This is a genomic window from Bremerella sp. P1 (assembly GCF_028748185.1).
GTDB lineage: Bacteria > Planctomycetota > Planctomycetia > Pirellulales > Pirellulaceae > Bremerella.
This window is the reverse complement of sequence record NZ_CP118164.1, coordinates 3037504-3057964: the sequence shown is the minus strand read 5'-3', so window position 1 is coordinate 3057964 and position 20461 is coordinate 3037504. Positions and strand designations below refer to the sequence as shown.

Annotated in this window: 15 protein-coding genes; 4 read left to right on the top strand and 11 right to left on the bottom strand. The window is 56.3% G+C overall.

The genetic code is table 11. The features are described from left to right. Window positions 1-174 precede the first annotated feature (174 nt). The gene (locus tag PSR63_RS12815) at window positions 175-663 is read right to left on the bottom strand and encodes a chemotaxis protein CheD (RefSeq protein ID WP_274333847.1); all 489 of its coding nucleotides are present in this window, start codon (window positions 661-663) and stop codon (window positions 175-177) included. 366 nt (window positions 664-1029) lie between these two features. Here PSR63_RS12815 and PSR63_RS12810 point away from each other — a divergent pair, with 366 nt between their 5' ends. Then, window positions 1030-1308: a hypothetical protein gene (locus tag PSR63_RS12810; RefSeq protein WP_274333846.1), complete on the top strand. Its 279-nt coding sequence runs from the start codon at window positions 1030-1032 to the stop codon at window positions 1306-1308. 91 nt (window positions 1309-1399) lie between these two features. Next, window positions 1400-1780 (top strand): hypothetical protein, encoded by a 381-nt coding sequence (locus PSR63_RS12805; protein WP_274333845.1) that lies wholly within the window; start codon window positions 1400-1402, stop codon window positions 1778-1780. Between the two features lie 10 nt (window positions 1781-1790). Here PSR63_RS12805 and PSR63_RS12800 read toward each other — a convergent pair whose 3' ends face one another. The 5 genes from PSR63_RS12800 to PSR63_RS12780 all read right to left on the bottom strand — a co-directional run bounded on the left by PSR63_RS12800 (window position 1791) and on the right by PSR63_RS12780 (window position 7994). Further along, on the bottom strand, window positions 1791-2549 hold the full coding sequence (locus PSR63_RS12800) for a hypothetical protein (RefSeq protein ID WP_274333844.1): 759 nt from the start codon (window positions 2547-2549) through the stop codon (window positions 1791-1793). A 91-nt stretch (window positions 2550-2640) separates the two neighbouring features. Next, a complete protein-coding gene (locus tag PSR63_RS12795; protein WP_274333843.1) occupies window positions 2641-3123 on the bottom strand; it encodes a hypothetical protein in 483 nt (160 codons plus the stop codon). Window positions 3124-3268: 145 nt separating this feature from the next. Continuing rightward, window positions 3269-6295, bottom strand: a complete 3027-nt coding sequence (locus PSR63_RS12790) for a Tex-like N-terminal domain-containing protein (RefSeq protein ID WP_274333842.1) — start codon at window positions 6293-6295, stop codon at window positions 3269-3271. A 359-nt stretch (window positions 6296-6654) separates the two neighbouring features. Beyond that, on the bottom strand, window positions 6655-6876 hold the full coding sequence (locus PSR63_RS12785) for a hypothetical protein (protein ID WP_274333841.1): 222 nt from the start codon (window positions 6874-6876) through the stop codon (window positions 6655-6657). A 242-nt stretch (window positions 6877-7118) separates the two neighbouring features. Beyond that, window positions 7119-7994: a hypothetical protein gene (locus tag PSR63_RS12780; RefSeq protein ID WP_274333840.1), complete on the bottom strand. Its 876-nt coding sequence runs from the start codon at window positions 7992-7994 to the stop codon at window positions 7119-7121. 279 nt (window positions 7995-8273) lie between these two features. On the opposite strand from PSR63_RS12780, the gene PSR63_RS12775 reads away from it, so the two are divergent. Together PSR63_RS12775 and PSR63_RS12770 are read left to right on the top strand one after the other, a co-directional pair. After that, complete coding sequence (locus PSR63_RS12775) at window positions 8274-9164, top strand: metallophosphoesterase (protein ID WP_274333839.1); 891 nt, start codon at window positions 8274-8276, stop codon at window positions 9162-9164. A 2-nt stretch (window positions 9165-9166) separates the two neighbouring features. After that, a complete protein-coding gene (locus tag PSR63_RS12770; protein ID WP_274333838.1) occupies window positions 9167-9466 on the top strand; it encodes a hypothetical protein in 300 nt (99 codons plus the stop codon). A gap of 13 nt (window positions 9467-9479) precedes the next feature. On the opposite strand, the gene PSR63_RS12765 is transcribed toward PSR63_RS12770, so the two are convergent. The 5 genes from PSR63_RS12765 to queC all read right to left on the bottom strand — a co-directional run bounded on the left by PSR63_RS12765 (window position 9480) and on the right by queC (window position 20320). Beyond that, a complete protein-coding gene (locus PSR63_RS12765; protein WP_274333837.1) occupies window positions 9480-10373 on the bottom strand; it encodes a hypothetical protein in 894 nt (297 codons plus the stop codon). A gap of 42 nt (window positions 10374-10415) precedes the next feature. Further along, window positions 10416-18119 (bottom strand): type I polyketide synthase, encoded by a 7704-nt coding sequence (locus PSR63_RS12760; protein ID WP_274333836.1) that lies wholly within the window; start codon window positions 18117-18119, stop codon window positions 10416-10418. Window positions 18120-18176: 57 nt separating this feature from the next. Further along, window positions 18177-18452 (bottom strand): acyl carrier protein, encoded by a 276-nt coding sequence (locus PSR63_RS12755; RefSeq protein ID WP_105354134.1) that lies wholly within the window; start codon window positions 18450-18452, stop codon window positions 18177-18179. Between the two features lie 49 nt (window positions 18453-18501). Then, window positions 18502-19266, bottom strand: coding sequence for a 4'-phosphopantetheinyl transferase family protein (locus PSR63_RS12750; RefSeq protein ID WP_274333835.1), 765 nt, complete (start codon window positions 19264-19266; stop codon window positions 18502-18504). Between the two features lie 394 nt (window positions 19267-19660). Further along, window positions 19661-20320: a 7-cyano-7-deazaguanine synthase QueC gene (gene queC / locus PSR63_RS12745; protein WP_274333834.1), complete on the bottom strand. Its 660-nt coding sequence runs from the start codon at window positions 20318-20320 to the stop codon at window positions 19661-19663. Window positions 20321-20461 lie beyond the last annotated feature (141 nt).

The following is a 20461-nucleotide window of genomic DNA, read 5'->3' as shown; positions in this document are numbered from 1 at the left end:
CAAAGTTCACTTTTCTGTTTACAGCATCCTTTTTTTGGATTACTCAAAAATCTAGCAGCGAAGACTTGCTTTTGTCAATGACCAAACACTGATTTTTGACAGATCAAAACCTGGTATCCGCAGGTTTCATGTTGCTAAATGCAGGAGATGAATGCCGAGATTGGCATCAAATGCTTAGACCTTGGCGACAAACTCGAGGCCAACTTTGACCCGAATTTCGCCCGTTTCTAGATCAAAATAGATGACTCGCCCGTTCGATCCACCGACGTGCTGAGCCAGGATGGGGATCTTTTGAAGTCGGAGAAGCTCGCAGGCCTTGTCGATGTTCTTGCGGCCCACTTCATGAGCAGAGCTAGACGCTTTGAACATATTCGAGCCGCCACAGACCTTCGCCACGATGGCCCGGCGTCGAGCACCGTTCTTGGCCAGCTGGTCCAGCATCGCGGGAATGGCCGTATCGACAAAGCGGCCCGGCTGTTTCATGCAACCTTGGCTTTCGCTGAGCATCGCATGAGCTAGGGCCCCGTGGCGTGTCTCCTGACACCACAGCGTGATACCGACGCAACTACCTAGCAACGTCTCCAGCACGTTGGGTGCGGACGAAGCAACAATCCCGGCCATCGGCACGCGGATCGAAGTTTTGCTCAGGTTTGCGGTAGCCATTTCGCTTTTGTCCCTGTCGATTCGGCAAGCTACCCCACACGGTCTTGGGGTGCGACCAAATCTAGCTTACGGTCATCGGTGGGGGGCTTCGAATGAGAGATTCTCGCGATTTCCCTTACCAGAAGCGCGACCTGAGATTCCAAAGAAAGCGGTTATTCCCATCAAAGCACCTGTATGTTTTAAATGCCCTCGCACGGACTTCGCTTATTCAACAAAAATGTCGCAGTTGAAATTCCGCGATATCAAGCGATTTATCTACCGAAAGTTGACTTTGCATTAATTAATTGGTACTAAATACTTCACAACTTGCTGAGCCTCTGATAACCTCCGCTTGTCCACCCCTTAACGCATTCATAAAGAAGAACCATGGCCAAAAAGAAGGCGAAACCGTCGGCTGCGGACGCAAACAAACGCATTCCACGCAAAGAACCTTACGATAGTGATCGCATGAGTAACGTCGTGGAACGCCTGCGTGAGCAAGCGGGACGTCTTTCGCAGTTGGCACGAACGCTGGATGACGCGGACATCGATGAAGTGGTGATCGATGGACACGCAATGCTCTTGCGGGGCTTAAACCAAATCGACAACTTCGCCGACAATGCGGCACGCGCCGTCCGCGAAGCACGTACGATGAAGTTCGGCTAAGCAAATAAGCCCGTACCACCAAAGCAAAGACGTTCCTTGCTTTAGTCACCTGGGAAGGTCTGATCCTCTCACTTTCTGCGCGGGAGAGCGAATGGCCGACAAGAAGGTCTCCTGGGCCGCGTGGGGCTGGCTAACACTGTTGGTGCTCATGCTGGTCATTCCCATCCTGGGAGTGGCTATCGATCAAGCTTCCGTGCTTGGCTCTTTGCTCTTCCCCTTGATGGTCGGGACGATGCTCGGTGCCTCGACGCTTCTGGCTGCTCTATACGTCAAAGACTTTCCCTGGTGGTGGTCAATCGCGCTGGTCGTGTGGACACTGATGCTGGTTTTATTTCACCGGCAACTGGGACTACTGCTGACCGGAGGTGTACTGGGATGCATCCTCGTCGTGTTCCGGTCACCTTTGATTCAAGCAGGCCAGCGGATCGTTCGTTGGTATGTTAACCGTCGCAAATCAGAAACGTCGGATTGAGCCTGATACACTATTCGCTTGAATCGGTATCAGCTTCCGACTGCCCACCGTCACTCGCCGTCGCTTTCGGCCTTTCGTTCCAGAGCATCTCGATCACACGAAAGCCTTCGGGGTCATGCTCTTTCAGCTCTGCCTTGACGAACGGGTAGAAATCGTTGGTCCCGAAATAAGCTTCGGTCAATTCGGCGAAGTACTCCTTTTCATCTTCCATGGCGTAGTGCTTCTTCTCTGAGCCATCGATATGACGCACCTTGTCATATCCGCCTGACTTTCGAGCTTGCTGGAAGGCGGCGATATTACGCGGCTCGTCGTAGCCGAGTACGCGGTCATGATACCCGTGCGAGAGTTCGTGCAGTAGCATGAACGGCTGCTTTTTGGTCCACTCCAAGAAGGTTTTGGCGCTTGATATTTCGACCGACTTGGCCTTCTCTCGCAGAAAACCATTCTCGCCGAGCCAATCGGCAGACACGTGGTAAGCCGCGCATGGATTGGTAATCGTATTGTCACTCTCCAACCAAATCGGAATCTTCTGCATCGCGGCGACGGCATGCTCGGGCAGACGCCTTTGGATCTCGTAGAGTTGGTAGTCGATTAGCTCAAGTGCGGCGTCCCCGGTTTCCTTTTCTTCGCGCAGCAAAGTCTTGTGCACGAAGACATCCCAGCCGCGGATGTTCTTCTGGTGGTAGGCACTCACGGGGTCCGGCTTCGAGGTCTCCCGGTCACTGACTTCCGCCCCTAGAACGACTACATAGATTATCAGCCAATGCATCGACATCCTCCGTAACAAACCAATCAAACGGCTTGCTTAAGATTAGCCCAACAGTGACAAGACCGCAAAACGCGGTCGATGAACGCAACGCTTAGGATGCGGAGTACTGCTCGGCATATTCGACGACCCACAAATCGATCAGGTCGCGGAAGTCGGCTTCTTCGACCTCGCTCAGCTTCTCGAAGTGCGTTCGGTGAAACAACTCTTTGTTGCGGATCATGGCTTTGCCAGTGAGTTCCAACACACGCACCGACGAATAAGGTTTGACCGCCAACTCGATCCGGCTGTAAAGATTCCGGCGTCTGCCGCCGGTCAGATCGAGATCGTCACGAACGCAGGCCCCGCCCCAGCCTTGATCGCCGAAGAGCGTTTCGTACTGAAAGCCGGGAAAGTGATTGGGGAGCTTTTGAAGACACTTTTCGATATAGTCCGAGATCTTGAGACGCAATCGACTGTGCAGTTCACGGCATTCCTCATCGGACATCGCCGCCTCTTCAGCAGCGCGTCGCTTCGATTCGCTCCGTTTCTCACCGCGCTCGATGGCGCGTTTCAATCGATCTTCAAAGTCGGACATACGACAGTCTTTCCCCTAGGCAGAACATGGCAATGCGGTCAATCCATTATTACGCTTGATCGCGATAGGAAAAACCACCGTTATGAACTGGAGGGCTTCCGTGAGATGCTTTCCGTTTTCAGGGCAGGGGCACCTGGCAAGAAGCTTACTTCTTCGGCTTCTTCTTATCGTCCCGCTGCATATCGAAAAACTGCTGCAGATCTCCGAACGAACGAAGTGGTTCCTTCCCTTCCTTCATCGCATCGGTGATCGGCTTGGAAGGCTTCGGCTTGGCCCGGCGTTCGGTGTGACGCGGCTTGCCACCTGGCTTGCCCTTGCCGTGACCGCCACCTTGAGGCTTGTGGCCACCTTTGCCCTTGGCTCGCTGCGGACGCTCGGAGCGGGGTGGTCGATTGGAACGTCCCTGCGGCTTTTCCTTCTTCTCGGTCACGATAGAAGGATCGATTGCGGTCAACGAGACGCGGCGGCGTTCGCGATCGATTTCGATCACCCAGACGCGAATCACGTCTCCGACGCTGACCACCTCATGCGGGTCAGCCACATAGCGATCGGCCAAACGGCTGATATGAACCATGCCGCTGTCATGCAGGCCGATGTCGACGAACGCACCGAAGTCGACCACATTCAACACGGTGCCCATCATCTCCATGCCGGGCTCCAAGTCTTCCAACTTGAGCACGCCACGACGGAACAGCGGCGGTGGGAAGTCGGCACGCGGGTCACGACCTGGGCGTGAAAGGGCGCCCGTAATGTCGCGGGCCAGGTGGACACCAATGTTCAGCTCTTCGGCCAGCTTATCAATATCGGCCGAAGCAATCTTGGCCAGAAGCTGCTTATGATTCTCGTCCGAAGCCGCGATCTCGGCCGGTGCTGGCTGCGGGGCAGGCACATCCGGTTCTTCGCTTGTCGGAGCCGCAACTTCCGCTACCTCGCTGCTGGACTCAACCACTGGAGCAGCCGCTTCTTCGGTAGCGGCCGGAGCTTCCGGAGCCGCGGTCTCGACACTCGGCTCACTGCCAACTTCCTCAGTGGTCGTTGCCGACGCGACGGCTTCTGCGACCTCGGCTTCGGCGGGCTGCGTTTCCGTAGCGGCCTCGGCACCGGCAGCCTCTTCTTCCAACTGGAACGACTTCGGCTTCTCCACAATCGGTGGAGGCGATGGCACGGTGGAAAGAACTTCGGTCAACGAGCAGCCGAGCTTATCCAGAAGCTTCGTGGCGACCTCGTAGCTTTCCGGGTGAATCCAGGTTGCATCGAGAGGATTCTCGGCGGGAACGACCTTCAAAAAACCGGCCGCTTGCACGAAAGTCGCTTCTCCGATCCCGGCAACCTCGCGAATTTCTTCGCGGGACCGGAAGGGGCCCTTTGCCTGGCGATGTTCGTAGATGCGACGTGCGGTCAATTGATTCAGACCCGACACGTAGCTCAACAGGGCAGGGCTGGCTGTGTTCACATCTACGCCCACATAGTTCACGCACGATTCCACCACATCGTCCAGCGAGTCGCGCAGATGCTTGGCTTTGACGTCGTGCTGATAGAGTCCGACACCGATGTTCGATGGGTTGATCTTTACCAGTTCCGAAAGCGGATCCAACAGACGGCGACCAATGCTGATCGTGCCGCGAATGGTCGCATCGAACTTGGGGAACTCTTCGCGTCCCAGTTCACTGGTCGAGTAAACACTCGCCCCAGCTTCGTTGACGATCAGGTAGCAGATGTCGCGATCTTTCAGTTCGTCGGCGATGGCGCTAGCGACGATCTGTTCAGTTTCCCGGCAAGCCGTGCCATTCCCAATCGCGACGATCTGGGCGTCGAACTGCTTAATCATTTCGACGATTCGGCTGCGGCTCTTCTCGACGCGATCCTGGGGACCGATCAAGTGAATCACGCCGGTGCCCATCACATTGCCAAACGGATCGATGGCGACCAGTTTGCATCCACTACGGAAGCCTGGGTCGACGGCGAGCACGCGTTTGCCGCGAACAGGCGGCTGGAGAAGCAGTTTGCGGAGGTTGCAGGCAAACACCTCGATCGCATGCGTTTCTGCTTTTTCGGTCAGCTCGCGACGGATTTCGCGTTCGATGCCTGGGATGATCAGACGATTCAGACTGTCACGCAAACACTGCTTCAAGTATTCGGCGTGGGAGTGCCCTTCGGGAATGACGACTTCTTCGGCCGTCTTGATGATCTTATCGAAGTCGACCTCGATCCGAACCTTCAGGAAGCGGGTACGATCACCCCGATTGATGGCTAGGACTCGGTGTGGTGGGATCTTCGAGACCGGTTCGTGATAATCGTAATAGTCGCGGAACGCCTTGTCCTTCTTGGCACGTTCCTTCTCTTTCTGTCGCTTGCGTTTCTCGCGGCGAATCTCTTGGATCGTGGGCTTCTTGCCACTGTCTTTATCGCCTTCGGGTTTCGCGGCGGGCTTCGCGTCGGTGGATTCGCTTGCTTCGGCCTCGGTAGCTTCGGCTGTGGTCTTCGCCGCTTCCTCGGTGGAAGACGACGATGCCTCTTCCTCTGTGTCGCTATGATCTTCGTCGGAATCCGACTTGTCAGGCTGATCGGCGTTCTCGATTCGCGAACTGGTCAACTGTCCTGTCTTCCAGAACAATTTACGCAGCCGCCCGCGTAACAATGCGTTTTCTGAGAAGACCTCAGCGATGATGCATCCGACGCCTTGGATAACGGCATCGGTATCCGCCAAGGATTTCTCGGCATCGACAAATGCTTCGGCTCGGGCCTTTAAGTCTTTGGCCTCTTCGGCATCGTTGAGCACTTCCAGGGCCAACGGCTCCAAACCACGTTCACGTGCCTGGGTGGCCAGGGTTTGCTTCTTGGGCTTGAAGGGGAGATAGAGGTCTTCCAGAAGCTTCTGGGTCTGGGCTTTCTTGATCTGCTCAGCGAGTTCTTCGGTCAGCTTCTCTTGCGACTGGATCGACTTGAGAATTGTCCGTTTGCGTTCATTCAATTGACGCAGCTTGGTGTTGCTGCTTTGAATGGCGCGGATCTGCTCCTCGTCTAACCCGCCCGTTTCGTCTTTACGGTAGCGAGTGATAAATGGAACGGTGTTCCCATCGTCGAGCAGTTCGACAGTCCGCTGAACTTTTTCGAGAGGAATACCAACTTCACGGGCGACGACTTGTAGGTCCGTGACGATTGTCGTATCCATGTGGATGCCTGAGGAGCTTTCGCAAACTTGCGCTTCATAGATTTGACGTAAGCGCAGATGCTGGTTGACTAAAGCGATACTTAGTATCGAGGATACCAGCACGGCAACATAGGGGCAGCGATGGTAGTTGTCAAGGATTAGCGGGGGGATAAGGCCCCATATTTAACGCACGTTTCGCACGAATCTTGGTTCGCCACCTCGTTGTGGTGCCTTGGCATCACAAACCAGGGGAACCTGAGGGATTACGCAGCCTGCCGGCTTGCCGACGTATTCCAACGACCAGCGCGCAAAAAAGTGCCGCTCTCAGAAGATCTGATGAGCGGCACTCGCGTCTTCGTGTTCCAATTTGCGACGAGCGCTTAGTATCCGATATCGAACGGAGCCGGATCCAGGAAGTCTCGCGGCCCGCGAGTTGTGTAATAGGGGTAAGTGACTTGAGCCGAACCAGGACCGCCTTGAACGGCCGGTGGCGGAGCACTTACGCTGGTCGGGTTGTTACAGGGACTCGCCCCGATGCGATGGCAACAGCCACTTCCCGCCAGAAGGCATACGGCTGCCAGAATGAAGAACAAGCGATTCATGGTGAATTTCCTCGCGCGTTTGCGGGCACGGCGTTGGGTCGTTTTTGGGGGTCATTGATTCCAGCGCGAAGGTGCAGGAGCCTTGTGCTGAAACTCATCGCCTGCCAAGTGTCTCTACTGGGCAAGTCCAATAGGATTGATCGGCCTAAGATCCGGGAAAATTGAACAAATCAGGTCAATCCCTACCAGCCGTCACAGAAATCAGGCTCGGGCGCTCAGAAACGCTCTTGTGCTAGCAGAGCTTAGCCGAACTGGGCATGCATCCACATCTTGGCCTGAGTTGGGCTCAGATTGGCCATGATGCGGGTTTCGAGCTCGGTCAGCAAACTGGCAAGCTGCTGCTGAAAGGCTTCCTGCTCGTGCTTAAGTTGCATCCAAAGCTGCTCCATAGCGGCCGCGGCCTCCATGGCAATTTTGCGGACGGCTAATGTTTGATCCGCCGTCAGCTTAAGCTGCTGTAGAAACGCATTGTCCTGTTGGAACAACATGACCTTTTCCACCCGATGCAGGGTAGGCAATGCCTCGGAAAACTCGATGAGCTTCGCCATCTCTTCCGATTTAGGTACGACGTATCCGTGGCTCTGTGCGTGGGCGATTTCCTTCCGCCAGGAGCGTTCCTTCGAGCCAAACGGCTGCCACTCCTGGAACATCTCGCCCCAAGCCAGTTCGCCGGTAGGCATCATCGCGGCTAATTGTCCAGAATACGACTGAGCCGTGCAGTAGACCGAGAAAACCATGGCCAGCAACAATGCGGCCACCAGGCGAAGATTGCGTCCGACCGAATTACGATCCTCTCCGTAGATCTCTCGGACAACTCGGGTACCCAAACGCAAGCAAACGCGTGATTTGGTCGTGGAAGCCGAACCGTCCTCTCGCGGCACAATACTGATAATCTGGACTTCGTATTCGCTATGTCCAGAGACCTTCAGTCGTGCGATTTCTCCAAACAGAGGACATTCCGACTCGCTGACAAAGCCTTGTTCTCCGAGCTTACGTCGAGGGATTTCGACGGCTATCGCGAATCCAGCCATCGATTCATCCAATAATTCCGCCCGGTAGGTATCTTTACCTACCCGCAACTGGGCTTTTACCCGTGAGGGGGCGACGGAAAATCGCATCGAATTTCGACGATCGGAGCTCATCGGACTTCAGAACGCAATAAGAAAAGGTGAAAAGTTCACTGGAAGTATAGGTCCCAATCTCACCGGGGTCCGGCAAGGAATTGAGGAAATTCTGATAGAAACTTCCTGACGAACCAATGGCCTGGCCTCCGCTGGCGGAATATTCCCTACAATCGGCCACCCAACGAATAAGGTTTGCCTCGGCGGGCTCTACTGACAACAATAAATCAACGCCAGTGTTTTCTTGTTCTTTCCTATTTGCCTGCATCAAAGCTTATGAGTGTTGCCGCCAGCGTGGCCCAGAATACGGTCGAGGCTTACCAGAGAGCCGGGCAAATCTTGCGGGAATCTTCGCTTCGGCGAGGCAATGTCGTCTACCTCGACACATCGAACACAGACGATGTGATGGTGACGGCCGACCTGCACGGCAACCGCACCAATTTCCGGCAAATCCTCAACATCGCCGATCTCGAGAGTAATCCACGTCGGCACTTGGTATTCCAGGAAGTATGCCACGGCGGACCGACCTATCCCAAGGCGGGCGGCTGCATGTCGCACCTGATGCTGGAAGACATCGCTAAGCTGGTGATTCAGTTCCCGAACCAGGTTCACTTTTTGATTTCCAACCACGAGCTCGCCGAACTGACCGACTTTCCGATCATGAAAGCGGGCAAGATGCTCAACCTGATGTTCCGTTGTGGAATGGGACAGATGTACGGCGACTCGGTCCCCGTGGTGCGTGCCGCCCAGCTCGAGTTTTTAGCGAGCCTCCCGATTGCGATTCGGATTGGGGATCAGATCATGGTGACTCATAGTCTGCCCAAGCAGTGCGACGAGGAACCATTTGACGCCAGCATCTTCGATCGGGAATTGACGTGTCACGATCGATCGTGCGGCGGATCGCTTCATCGCTTGGTATGGGGCCGAGACTTCCGCCAAGAGAATGTCGATCTGCTGGCCAAGCAGCTAGGTGTCGAACTCTTCATTACCGGTCACGAACCATGTCAGTATGGGTTCGCGTCTCCCAACTCGCGTCAGATTGTGCTCGACTGTTGCAGCCGACTGGGCAAGTATCTTATGATCCCCATGTCGAATGATCTGACACAGGAAGACCTGCTCAATCGCATTCATTCTCTTCACGATCCTATCTTGGCAGCCATGTCCTAAAAATGGGCGACGATCCCCTTTTTGACGACGACGACACTCCCGAAGTCCACGAGCCCCAACTAAAGCGGCCTTGGAGACCACGCTTCGGTATCGGGTCGATTATGCTGGCGACCTTCCTGCTCAGCGTGCTCTTTGTGATGGGGCACTACATGCTGAACGACTCCAAAGAAGGTGTCCTCTCCAATCGCTTCAGCTTTATCTTCGTCACCCTGGCCGCTCCGATGCTGCTGCTCACCCTCTTGAGCATCGGCAAGGAACTGATGCGGTACTGGGATAAGCAATCCCAGCGGAAGAATCGCTAGTCGCCCAACGCGACTATGTTCGATCGATCCGTAGCCGAGCCGGCAAGCCCTCAGGCATCTTCGCTTCGTCTTGGGCAATCAAACGAATCACCGGCCGCTTAGGTGCCAAGAGCGCATCGTCGGCATAGACGACATCGAATTTCGCTTCACCTGGACCACTGGCGACCGATCCGTTTTCTAATGCGTTCTCGGCTTGTAAATGCTGCCAACTCCAACGTCTCAGCCATGCGGCAATGTCGTTCAAGTCGTGCTGCTTGCTGTCGGCGTAGACCTCGAAGTCACGCAAACCCAGCTGCGCGTTGCCAATCGTTTCAAAGATGATCCAACGATCGTCCAGCCACGATAGTCGCAAGTTGGCAAACAGATCGAGCGGCGGAAACCCAGCGACCTTGCTGGCCTGAAGAATTTCATCAAGCACTTCGATCGGGACGAAGATCTCGCCGCCGGGACAGAAATAGCCTGCCACGTCAGGCAGCGACCCAATCGCCAAGCTTACCTTGGCCAATGCCATCAATTGCGTAAGCACTTCGGTTGCCGACACAGGCTCCGAGGAATCGGGCAGCATCCGTACAAGCACGATTCCTTGGTGCTGCGCAGCAACTTCCGCCGCTTTCGTCCAGTTCACATTGAACTTGCAAGCTCGCTCTAGCGACTGCCCGTGGCTGAAGGGACCCAAGTCTTGGTCGGCTTCGATCTTGGCCGGCCACACAGAATTAACTATCTCGATCACAACACTCGGGCCGCCATTAGGCAATTGCCCCTGAAGCGTGCGGCCTACGTTTTCGCCATCCGCATCTTCAATCGTGCAGGGAAACTTGCCAGCTTCCAGCTGCTGCTGGATCTCCTCAAGGGAAAATACTCGCTTAGTGAGCAGTGCCAATGCTTGTGTACAGACAGCTTTCGACACGTGATTTCCCCTCTTGTGTGACAAGCGAATCGCGCGGGTCACCTATTTCGCCGCGTCGTTCGATTCGGCTTTCAATTTTTCCAACTCTTCAGCCGTCGCGTCAACTGTCTGCTGGATTTGTTCTTCGCTGTGGCAGCTAGTGATGAAGAACCGCAGTCGGGCCGCTTTCTCTTCCACGGCCGGATACATGATCGGCTGAACGTTGTACCCGCGCGCGTACAGGGCACGCGAAAGTCGCAGGGCTAAGAGCGAGTTGCCGGTGATCACGGGAACGACCGGCGTATTGTCGCTGAGCCCCGTATCGAGTCCCTTTTCCTTGGCCAGCTTGAGAAACAGCCGGGAATTGCTCATGCACTTGGCGACCACTTCCGGGTGCTTCTCAATCCGCTCGAACGATGCCAGGGCCGCGGCTGCGTTCGATGGGGGCATCCCCACGCTGAACACAAAGCCTGGTGCCGTGTACTTGAGGTACTCGATCATCGTCTTCTTACCGGCAATGTAGCCGCCGCAGCTACCCAGCGACTTACTGAGCGTTGCCATCAGGAAATCGATGCGCGAACCCGGGATACCGAAATGTTCGCAGATCCCGCGACCTGTCTTGCCCATCGTGCCGATCGAGTGTGCCTCGTCGACGAAGAGCATTGCCTTGTATTTCTCTTTAATCTCAACCAGCTTGGGTAAGTCGCAGTAGTCGCCGTCCATGCTGTAGACACCTTCAACGACAATCACAGCCCGGCGGTATTTACCCCGCATCTCGGCCAGCATGCGTTCACAGGCAGCCGTATCGTTATGCGGAAACGCTCGTCGCTGGGCGCCAGACAGAATACAACCTTGCACCAAACTGTTGTGGGCTAGTTCGTCGTGCAGGATCAAGTCGCCTGGATTCATCAGATGGCCGATCGTCGTTTCGTTGGTCGAGTGACCACCGACAAAACAAACAGCAGACTCGGTCCCCACGAACTCGGCGATCTTGCGTTCCAGTTCGCCGTGGATCGTCTTTTCGCCAGAGACCACACGGCTGGCCGAAACACTGGTGCCAAATTGCTCGATGGCGGCTTGAGCGGCGGCGGTCACTTCCGGGTCGCCACTGCTGCCGACATAGTTGTAGCTGCTGAAGCAGACGAACTCGCGACCGCCGATGATGGCCGTGTCGCGCGTGGTTCCTTCGTGGACATCGAAGTAAGGGCTTTCCATTCCCATCCGAGCAAACCGCGCGATACGCTCTTGCAGCTCGACCACTTCGGGGAACTGATCGGTCTGGAAGTCGGAAACAGGAATGTCTTCCAGAGCACGGGCAGGCTTCTCCTTCGCTACCGGAGCCGAAGCTTCACCACCACCGCTCGACGTGAAGTCTCCTTCCACGCCCACAAGATTGGCAACCGCTGTCGCCAGGCTTGTGACTGTGGTGTCTTGCGAGAATTCTTCGACGGGGATATCGATCTCAAGCTCGGCTTCAATCGCGTTCTTCAGCTCGATCCCCATCAAGGAGTCGAGCCCCATTTCAGCAAGCGGCTTGGCGCGATCTAACTGCGAAGCCGCAATACCGAGTGTCTTGGCAGCCTGATCAGCAACGTAGTCGCCAATCATCGAGGCTCGCTTGACTTCGTCTGCGGCGGCCATGCGATCGCGAAGCGCCCCACCGGCGGCCGCGCCGACGGTGCGTTCCTGACGATGAATCTTGGCGAGCTCGTCGAGGATCCGTGGATGCTTGTTACGACCAAACTGCTTGAGGAACTTCGTCCAGTCGACCGGGAAGACACCCACGTCGGCGTAGCGCGTCGGCAGAAGTTCTTCCAGCGCGAGCAAACCTTGCTGCGGAGCAATCATGCCCAAGCCAATCCCTGCAAGCCGTCGGGCGTCGGCCGATTTGGCCATGCCACCGCCGCTCCATGGCCCCCAGTTGATGCTCAGACCAGTCAGGCCTTCAGCGCGGCGACCTGCACACAAGGCGTCCATAAATGCGTTGGCCGCAGCGTAGTTGGCTTGTCCCGGCGATCCGATCATCGCGGCGATCGATGAGAAGCAGACGAAGTAATCGAGCGGCAATTCGCGTGTCTGCTGGTGCAAATACCAGGAACCATCCACCTTGGCTGGCAACACTTTGGCGAAGCGATCCCACGACTGCTGTGGGATGGTCGCATCGTCCAGCACACCAGCAGCATGGAACACGCCTGCCAGTGGTGGAAGCTCGGTTTGGATGAAGCCCAGCACGGCGGCGACTTGATCGGCCTTGGCGGCATCCATGGTTGAAACGGTGACCTGAGTGCCTTCGCTTTCCCAAGCCGCAATCCGCTCGGCAGCGGCCTCGTTCGCTTTCCCACTGCGGCTGGTTAGGACAACGCTTTTGGCTCCCTGCTGGATCAACCACTGCGCGACTTCTAGACCAATCGCCCCGGTACCGCCGGTGATCAGGTAGGTTGCATCTTCCCGAATCAATGGTCGTTCGCCGGTAGGCGACGTCATTTGCAGCACGACCTTGCCCAGGTGCTTGGCCTGCTGCATAAAGCGAAACGCTTCGACGGCGTCTTCGATGCGATAGGCCTGCAAGGGCAGGGGAGTTAGCTTGTGCGACTCGAACTGCGGCAACAGTTCCTCAAGCATCGTCGCGATCAGGCCTGGTGCCTTTCGTTCTTCGTCCCCGAGATCAAACGGGAAGTAGGTCGCGGCCGACTTGGCTTCGGCAAACTGCTCAGGCGTCCAGATACCAATCTTGCCGATCTCGACAAAACGCCCATCCTTGGCCAGACACTCGACGCTCTTGGGAATGAACTCCTGGTTCAAGCTATTGAGGACAACGTCGACTCCTTCGCCACCCGTGTCTTCCAGAATCTGATCGCTGAAGAGCGTTGTACGCGAATCGTAAACATGCTTGATGCCCAGCGAATGCAGGAAGTCCCACTTGCCCTTGCTGGCCGTAGCGTAGATCTCGGCGCCGATGGCCTGGGCGATCGCCACGGCTGCCTGGCCTACACCACCGGCGGCGGCATGAATGAGAACCCGTTCGCCTTTGCGTAGCTTCGCCAGCCGTACGAGCCCGTAGTGGGCGGTCAGGAACGCCAGAGGAATGGTCGCTGCTTCGTCAAACGTCTGATTACTTGGCTTCTTGGCCACATAGTTTTGATCGACCAGCAAGTGGCTGGTCATGCTGGCGGTGGAAAGCGCGATTACCTCGTCGCCGACACTCAGGTTCTTCACCTTGCTACCGACCGCTGTGACGACGCCGCTGCACTCGAAGCCGAAGGTCACGTCCGCTTCGGTAAGAATGCCAATCTCTTTTTCATATTCCTGCAGCATCCCCAAGGCCCGCAGCACATCGCGGAAGTTGAGACCCGACGCTTTGACCGCGATCTCGACTTCGGTCTCAGCCGGTTCGGTACGCGGTTTGGGGACCAACTCCAGATTCGTCAGCATGCCGAACTTCTTCAGGCCCAGCTGATACGACTGTTCCGGAACCGTCAACTCGCCATCAGCAGCCAGACGCATCGGCATCAATCGTGACGAGAATCGTTTCTCGCCACGCAACGCGATTTCGGTTTCCGAGTCAGGTACCCAGATCTCGCCGAACAAGCGACCAGCCGTCTCGCGATCGGCCGCATCGACGTCGACACGCGTGCAGTTGAGCTTCGGTAGTTCGTTGGCAATCACGCCAGCTAGGCCCCAAGTGGCGGCCTCTAAGGGATGGCCAATCTTGTCACCGGAGTAAATTCGCTGACCACCGAGGGTGACCACGTAGAGTCTAGGCGATTGATCTTCCCGCTGGCCCAAAGCTTGGGCGACATGCAGCAGACCTTGGCAGCCGAGAGCATGATCAACCATCGACTCGTTGGCTTTGCCCGACAGATCCTGCTGAGCCCACAGATAGATCACACCTCGCAGCTTCCGAGTGTCGGAAAGCTGAAGCGAATCGAGCAGTTCAACGAACTCGGTAGGTTCGGCTGGATCGAGCATGGCATCGACTTCACCGAACTCCAATTCGGTGCCGGGGAATACCTGCATCACTTGCTGCTTGCGCTGCTCGAGTTGTTCGACGAGATACTGCGTCATCGGTCGACCATCGCCGAAGATGAGCCAAATCGATTCTTCCTTCTCATCGACGGTCAGCGGATTGCCGATTCGCGGTGTTTCTAGCCATTTAACCTCGTGGTACCAGCGATCGACATCGGCGACCAATCGTTTCTGCAGATCAATCTTTGCAAGACGAGCCAGCTTCAAGCCGCGGACTTCGGCCAGAACTTCCCCTTCTTCATTGGCCAGCAAGATGTCGGCTTCAACCTGCGGCATGCGTCCCGGTTTGCGGCTAACGATCTTCGACCAGCAAGCCACCCGCTGCGGCGAGTGTCCCTCGAAGCAGGTCACGCTGCCAATGCCAATGGGAATGAACGTTGTCCCAGGCGTCAGTTCATCGACCAGCAAGCTTCCGACCGTCTGGAAACAAGCGTCGAGCAAGGCTGGATGCAAGTGATAGTTGCGTGCATCGCTCTGAAGATCGGTTTGAAGTGCCACTTCGGCCAGGGCTTCGTCTTCGCCATTGCCAAGCTGCTTGATCCCTTGGAAAGCGTGGCCGTACTGCAGGCCGCTTTGTTTGGCACCGGCGTAGAACTCTTCGACATCGACCTGCTTTTCCATGCGGAAGAAGGCTTCTTGCAGGTCAGCCTTCTCGGGACGAGCCGCCGCCGGGACGATCTTTCCCGCGGCATGCAGCTTCCAAATCGTATCGTCACTATCAGACGTCTCGGCGCTGAGAATCCGGAACGAAGCGTAGCCCAGATCTTCCGGCGTCAACACAACCTGAACCGTCTTCGAGTGCTGCTCTTCAAACACCAGCGGCTGCTGCACTTGCAACTGCTCGACGGAATACTGTCCTTCCTCGAAGTGGGCGCTCGCCGCACCGAGAGCTAGTTCGACATAACCAGTCGCGGGAAAGACCGGGTTGCCGAACAGTTGGTGATCGTTCAGATATGCCGGGAAACCAGGTGCCAGGTTCGTTTGAAAAAGGACTTCGTCGGTTGCCGTCGGAATCTTCACGCCCAGCAGTGGATGCGTTGTGCGGGTAGGCATAAGCCCCGTACCGCCGCCAAAGTCTTCGCCACTGGTGACGGGCATCGTATCGGGTGCCCAGAATCGACTTCGCACAAACGGATAGGTCGGCAGCTCGATTCGCTTACGATCGTACGGAGCATCAAACGCTTTCCAGTCGATCGTGATGCCTGTCTCGTATAGTTCGCCCAGCGAGTTGAGCATCATCTGCCAATCGCTGCGACCGTTACGCAGACTCGGAAGCCAGGCGTTTTCCTTGCCAGGCACGCTCACGCGACCAAGCCCGGAAAGAACCGGCTGCGGTCCCACTTCGACAAAGACATTGCCACCCTTCGCGGCAATGGCCTGGATACCATCGGCAAAGCGAACCGCCTCGCGGAGATGCTGACGCCAATAGGCAGGCTTGGTGAACGCGTCTTTGGATAGCTCGCCCGTCAAGTTCGCAGCGATCGGGAACGAAGCAGGCTTCATCTCGATCGAAGAAACGGCCTGTTCGAATTCGTCGAGGATCGGCTCCATCAACTTTGAATGGAACGCATGGGAGACCGTCAATCGCGTAGCACGAATGCCTTCCGTCTGGCAGAGCTCGGCAACTTGATCGATCGCTTCCGCCGCCCCGCTAAGGACCGTCTGCTGCGGGCTATTCACCGCGGCGATGCCGACCTGTCCGGCATGTCCGTTGAGGAGTGTTTCAATGCGATCGGCACCGGCCGAAACGGCCAACATGGCTCCGCCGGCAGGCAAGCTTTGCATCAGCTTGCCACGAAGCGCAATCAGCTTCAATGCATCTTCGAGTGGAAAGACGCCTGCAACGCAGGCCGCGACATACTCACCAACACTGTGACCGATTGCCATGCTGGGCGTAATGCCCCATGACTTCCACAGTTGGAAAAGTGCATACTCCGTCGCGAATAACGTCGGCTGCGACATGGCCGTTTGATGAATCGTATCGCTCTCAGACTCGGCGAACAGCACGTCCAACAGCGGTACGTCGTACTTCTTGAGCTCTGCGGCGCACTGGTCGATGGCTTCGCGATAGACGGGGTGCGACTCGTACAGCTCGCGCCCCATACCGGGATACTGCGAACCCTGACCGGTGAACAAGAACACCACTTTGTTGCGGCGACGCACCGGTTGGCCGTTGGTTGAATCTTTCGATCCCTTCTCGACCAACTTGTGAAGCGTTGCGAACGCTTCCTTCTTATCGGCCGCATTAACGAATGTCCGGGCATCGAGCGTCGAGCGACCAACGGCAACGCTGTGAGCAAAGTCGGCCAGCGAAATCGCTTCGTCTTCCAACTCTTCCAGGTAACGCTCGGCCAAGAGCGGCAAGCCGTCATGCGTTTGTGTCGAAAGCGGAATGATATGCCGCGGGCGATCTTTCGGCGGTGACGACTTGGTTTCGGTTTCTTTCGCAACGTAGTCACCAACGATTAGGTGACAATTCGTTCCACCGAATCCGAATGCACTCACGCCGGCCAGGCGTTTGCCGGCATCGCTATTCCACTGCTTCGCTTCGGTGACAATTTCGACTTCCGCACCACTCAGGTCGATATAGGGATTGAGTGTTTCGAAGTTCAAATGCGGAGGAATCTGTCCCTTGCTGAGCGAAAGCACAAGCTTCAACAGGCCTGCGATCCCGGCGGCCGATTCCAGGTGGCCGATATTGGTTTTGACGCTTCCCAGGCGAAGCGGGTGCTGGGCGTCTCGCCCCATGCCCAGTACGTTTTTCAAGCTACGTACTTCGATCGGATCTCCGAGCGAAGTACCGGTACCGTGGGCCTCAATCAGTTCGATTGCTTGCGGTTCAACTTGAGCGTCGTCCAAGGCCGCCTTGAGCACTTCTTGCTGCGACGGTCCGTTGGGCGCGGTCAGTCCGTTGGTGAGACCATCTTGATTGACCGCCGTGCCGTGGATAACAGCTAATACGCGGTCTCCATCGCGTTCGGCATCGCTCAGTCGCTTCAAGATGACGGCACCGCAACCTTCGCCGCGCACGTAGCCATCGGCACTGGCATCGAAGGTCTTACAGCGCCCATCAGGGGCCATCATGCGAGCCTGGCAGAAGGTGATTGTGCCTTCTGGCGTCAGAATCAAGTTCACGCCGGCGGCAACCGCCAGATCGGTCTCGCCAGACTGCAAGCCCTGACAAGCAAGGTGAGCCGAGACGAGCGAAGACGAACAGGCCGTATCGACGGCGATGCTGGGCCCGCGGAAATTAAACAGATAGCTCAATCGATTGGCAGCGATCGACAGACTGGTTCCGGTGGCACTGTACGCGCTGAGCGAATCGAGCCCACGAAAGAGAAGCCGGGCGTAGTCGCTGTTGCTAATGCCGACGTAAATGCCGGTCGCGCTGTTACCGAGCGTTTTGACGGGGATGCCGGCGTTCTCGAATGCTTCCCAGGTCACTTCCAACAGTATCCGCTGTTGGGGGTCCATCTTTTCCGCTTCGCGTCCGCTGATGCCGAAAAGGGTCGGATCGAAGTCGGCGACGTTGCTCAAGAAACCACCCCGGCGCGTGTACATCTTGCCAGGGGTCGCTGGTTCAGGATCGTAGAGTCGGTCGACGTCCCAGCGGTCGGGCGGTACTTCGCCAATGGCGTCGCGACCTTCGATCAGCAAGTTCCAGAAAGCTTCCGGGCTATCGGCCCCGGGCAAACGACAACCGATCCCGATAACGGCAATCGGTTCATGTTTTGGCTGCATCGAAAAGGCTTCCGTCGCAGGTGAATGAAACCAGGCACACTTCGGGCGATCGAGGGCTTACTTCTCGCCCGCCAGATAGCTAGAGAACTCTTCGATCGTGGGGTAATCGTAAACGATCGTGGGATCAATCCGTTTCCCAAGCCAGTTTTCCATATCGCCGGTCATCCCGATGGCCGTGGCCGAATCGAGGGCGAAGGAATCGAAAGTGGCGCTAGGATCAATAGAGTTGGGGTTCGTGTCCAACTCTTTGGCAAGATAATCGATAATCCAGTCTTGGATTTCTTCCGCGGACTTAGGCGCATCGCCGGAAGGTCCGGATGGCTCGGCTGTCATTGAGCACCTCGTGGCTAAGGGTAACACACCAGTTTACCCATTAACCGACTTATCGACCACTGACCCAACCGAACGTTTTGATCTCTGGCGAGTCTTCGTGAGTGGAACCGACAGCCCCGACAAACCCTTCACACGGTGCCAGCTCCATCAGACGAACCTGCGGAGATTGTGGAAAGACATCGAAATGGTTCACGACCTTACGGGACTCAGGCGCCTGAAGATCGAGCGTCACACGATCCAGCGGAGCTCGCAGGCCGACCCCGATGGTCTTTAAGTAGGCCTCTTTATGGGTCCAGAACCGCAGAAACTGGTGGAATCGATCCGTTTCCTGGTAGGCACAAAGGTCCTTACGCTCAGCGTCCGACAGACAACGTTCAAGCATGCTAGCGAAGCTGCGAACTTTGCGAATCCGCTCGATATCGACGCCGACTTCCATCCCCATCGAAACCGCCACGACGGCCAGTTCGCCCGAATGCGTCAGATTGAAGCTCAGCTGACCCGCCTGGCCGCGAATGATGTTCGGTTTACCAAATTCGCCAGTCTCGTAAGTGATTTCGGATGGTTCGACATCCAAGTATCGGGCCAGAATGTCCCGCAGGGCCGCATGAAACACGACGTACTGCTGAGCTTGGTTTTCGCGAAAGAACTTCGAGGCCCGCACCTGCTCGGCTTCAGAAAGCTGCTTGTGCAATTGATCGACGCCCGACAGGCCTTCCTCAAGCGAAATCCGCCACAGGTGCAGTTCCGTTTGAGCGATCTCCAACTGTCGCATCGGACGCGGCAGTGGAAACGGCTTCGTGGAAAGTTGAATCATTCGTGGTGGGCCCGTTAGGGGGTAGGTAATGACCGATCAGAACTTCGATATAGGACGACTTCGACCAGTTTGGGGGCTCTCGGCCATTGATTTCAGCCAAGTGCAACTAATCAGTAGAACCCCAAAACCTTCTCATTGCCGGCCATTCGCTGCGATACGACGTCATTACGGTGGTGGGAATGTACCCAAATGTACGCTGGGAATCTTCGATACCAGGGATAAATAGGCAATCTGGTTTAAATATTGTCTAACCGCAAGTCTTGCGCCAATCCCCCAATTTGGCACGCACCCCCTGGACGAGTGATTCGTGCGACTTGACGTTCACAGGAGTTATCGACGCCAACAGCTAGCAGTTGCCAAGTTTTCTGAGAACTGAACGCCTAGTCAGCTATCCCTAATCAGCGTAATCGGTTGGGTCGATTAGATTGTTGGATGCGAACGCCTCTTTGCGTTCGACGCAGGCCCCACACTTCCCACAGTGCTTTTCGAGCCCCTTGTAGCAGGTCCACGTCTTTTCATAGGGAACCCCAAGCTCGACACCCTGCTTGGCGATCTCTCCCTTATCCATGTGGACAAAAGGCCGCCACAGCTCGATCGGATTCCAATCACACAATCGAGCCGCTGCATCCATCGCGTCGGCAAATTCGGGACGGCAATCGGGATATATGGCATGATCACCACTATGGGCCCCATAGGCGACCGCCGCACATTTGTTGCTCGCGGCCCAGGCAATCGCGACCGAAAGCAGGATCATATTCCGGTTCGGAACGACCGTCTGCTTCATGCTTTCTTCCGCGTAATGCCCCTCAGGCACCTCCATCTCCCGACCTGAGAGGCTGTTGTTACCGAAAATCGGGTTGATCGCCGACAGATCCGCGACCTGGTGCGGAACGTTCACCCCTTCGCATAGTTGCCGGGCAAAGTCGAGTTCTTTGACGTGTCGCTGACCGTAGTCGACCGAAATGGCCCAACACTCGTGCCCTGCGTCCAGCATGTGATACAGAAGCGTTGCCGAATCCATACCACCAGAAACGACCGCCACAACTTTCGCCATTTTCAACTACCTCGAACCTACGTCGTCTCACGGAATTACATTGTCCAGTCTAGCGCCCCCAGGCGTGGGCGCGAAGCGACGCCTGCCGACCAGCTTCCAGGCAAATAAACTTGCAAATCGGGCAAACGTTCCATTACACTT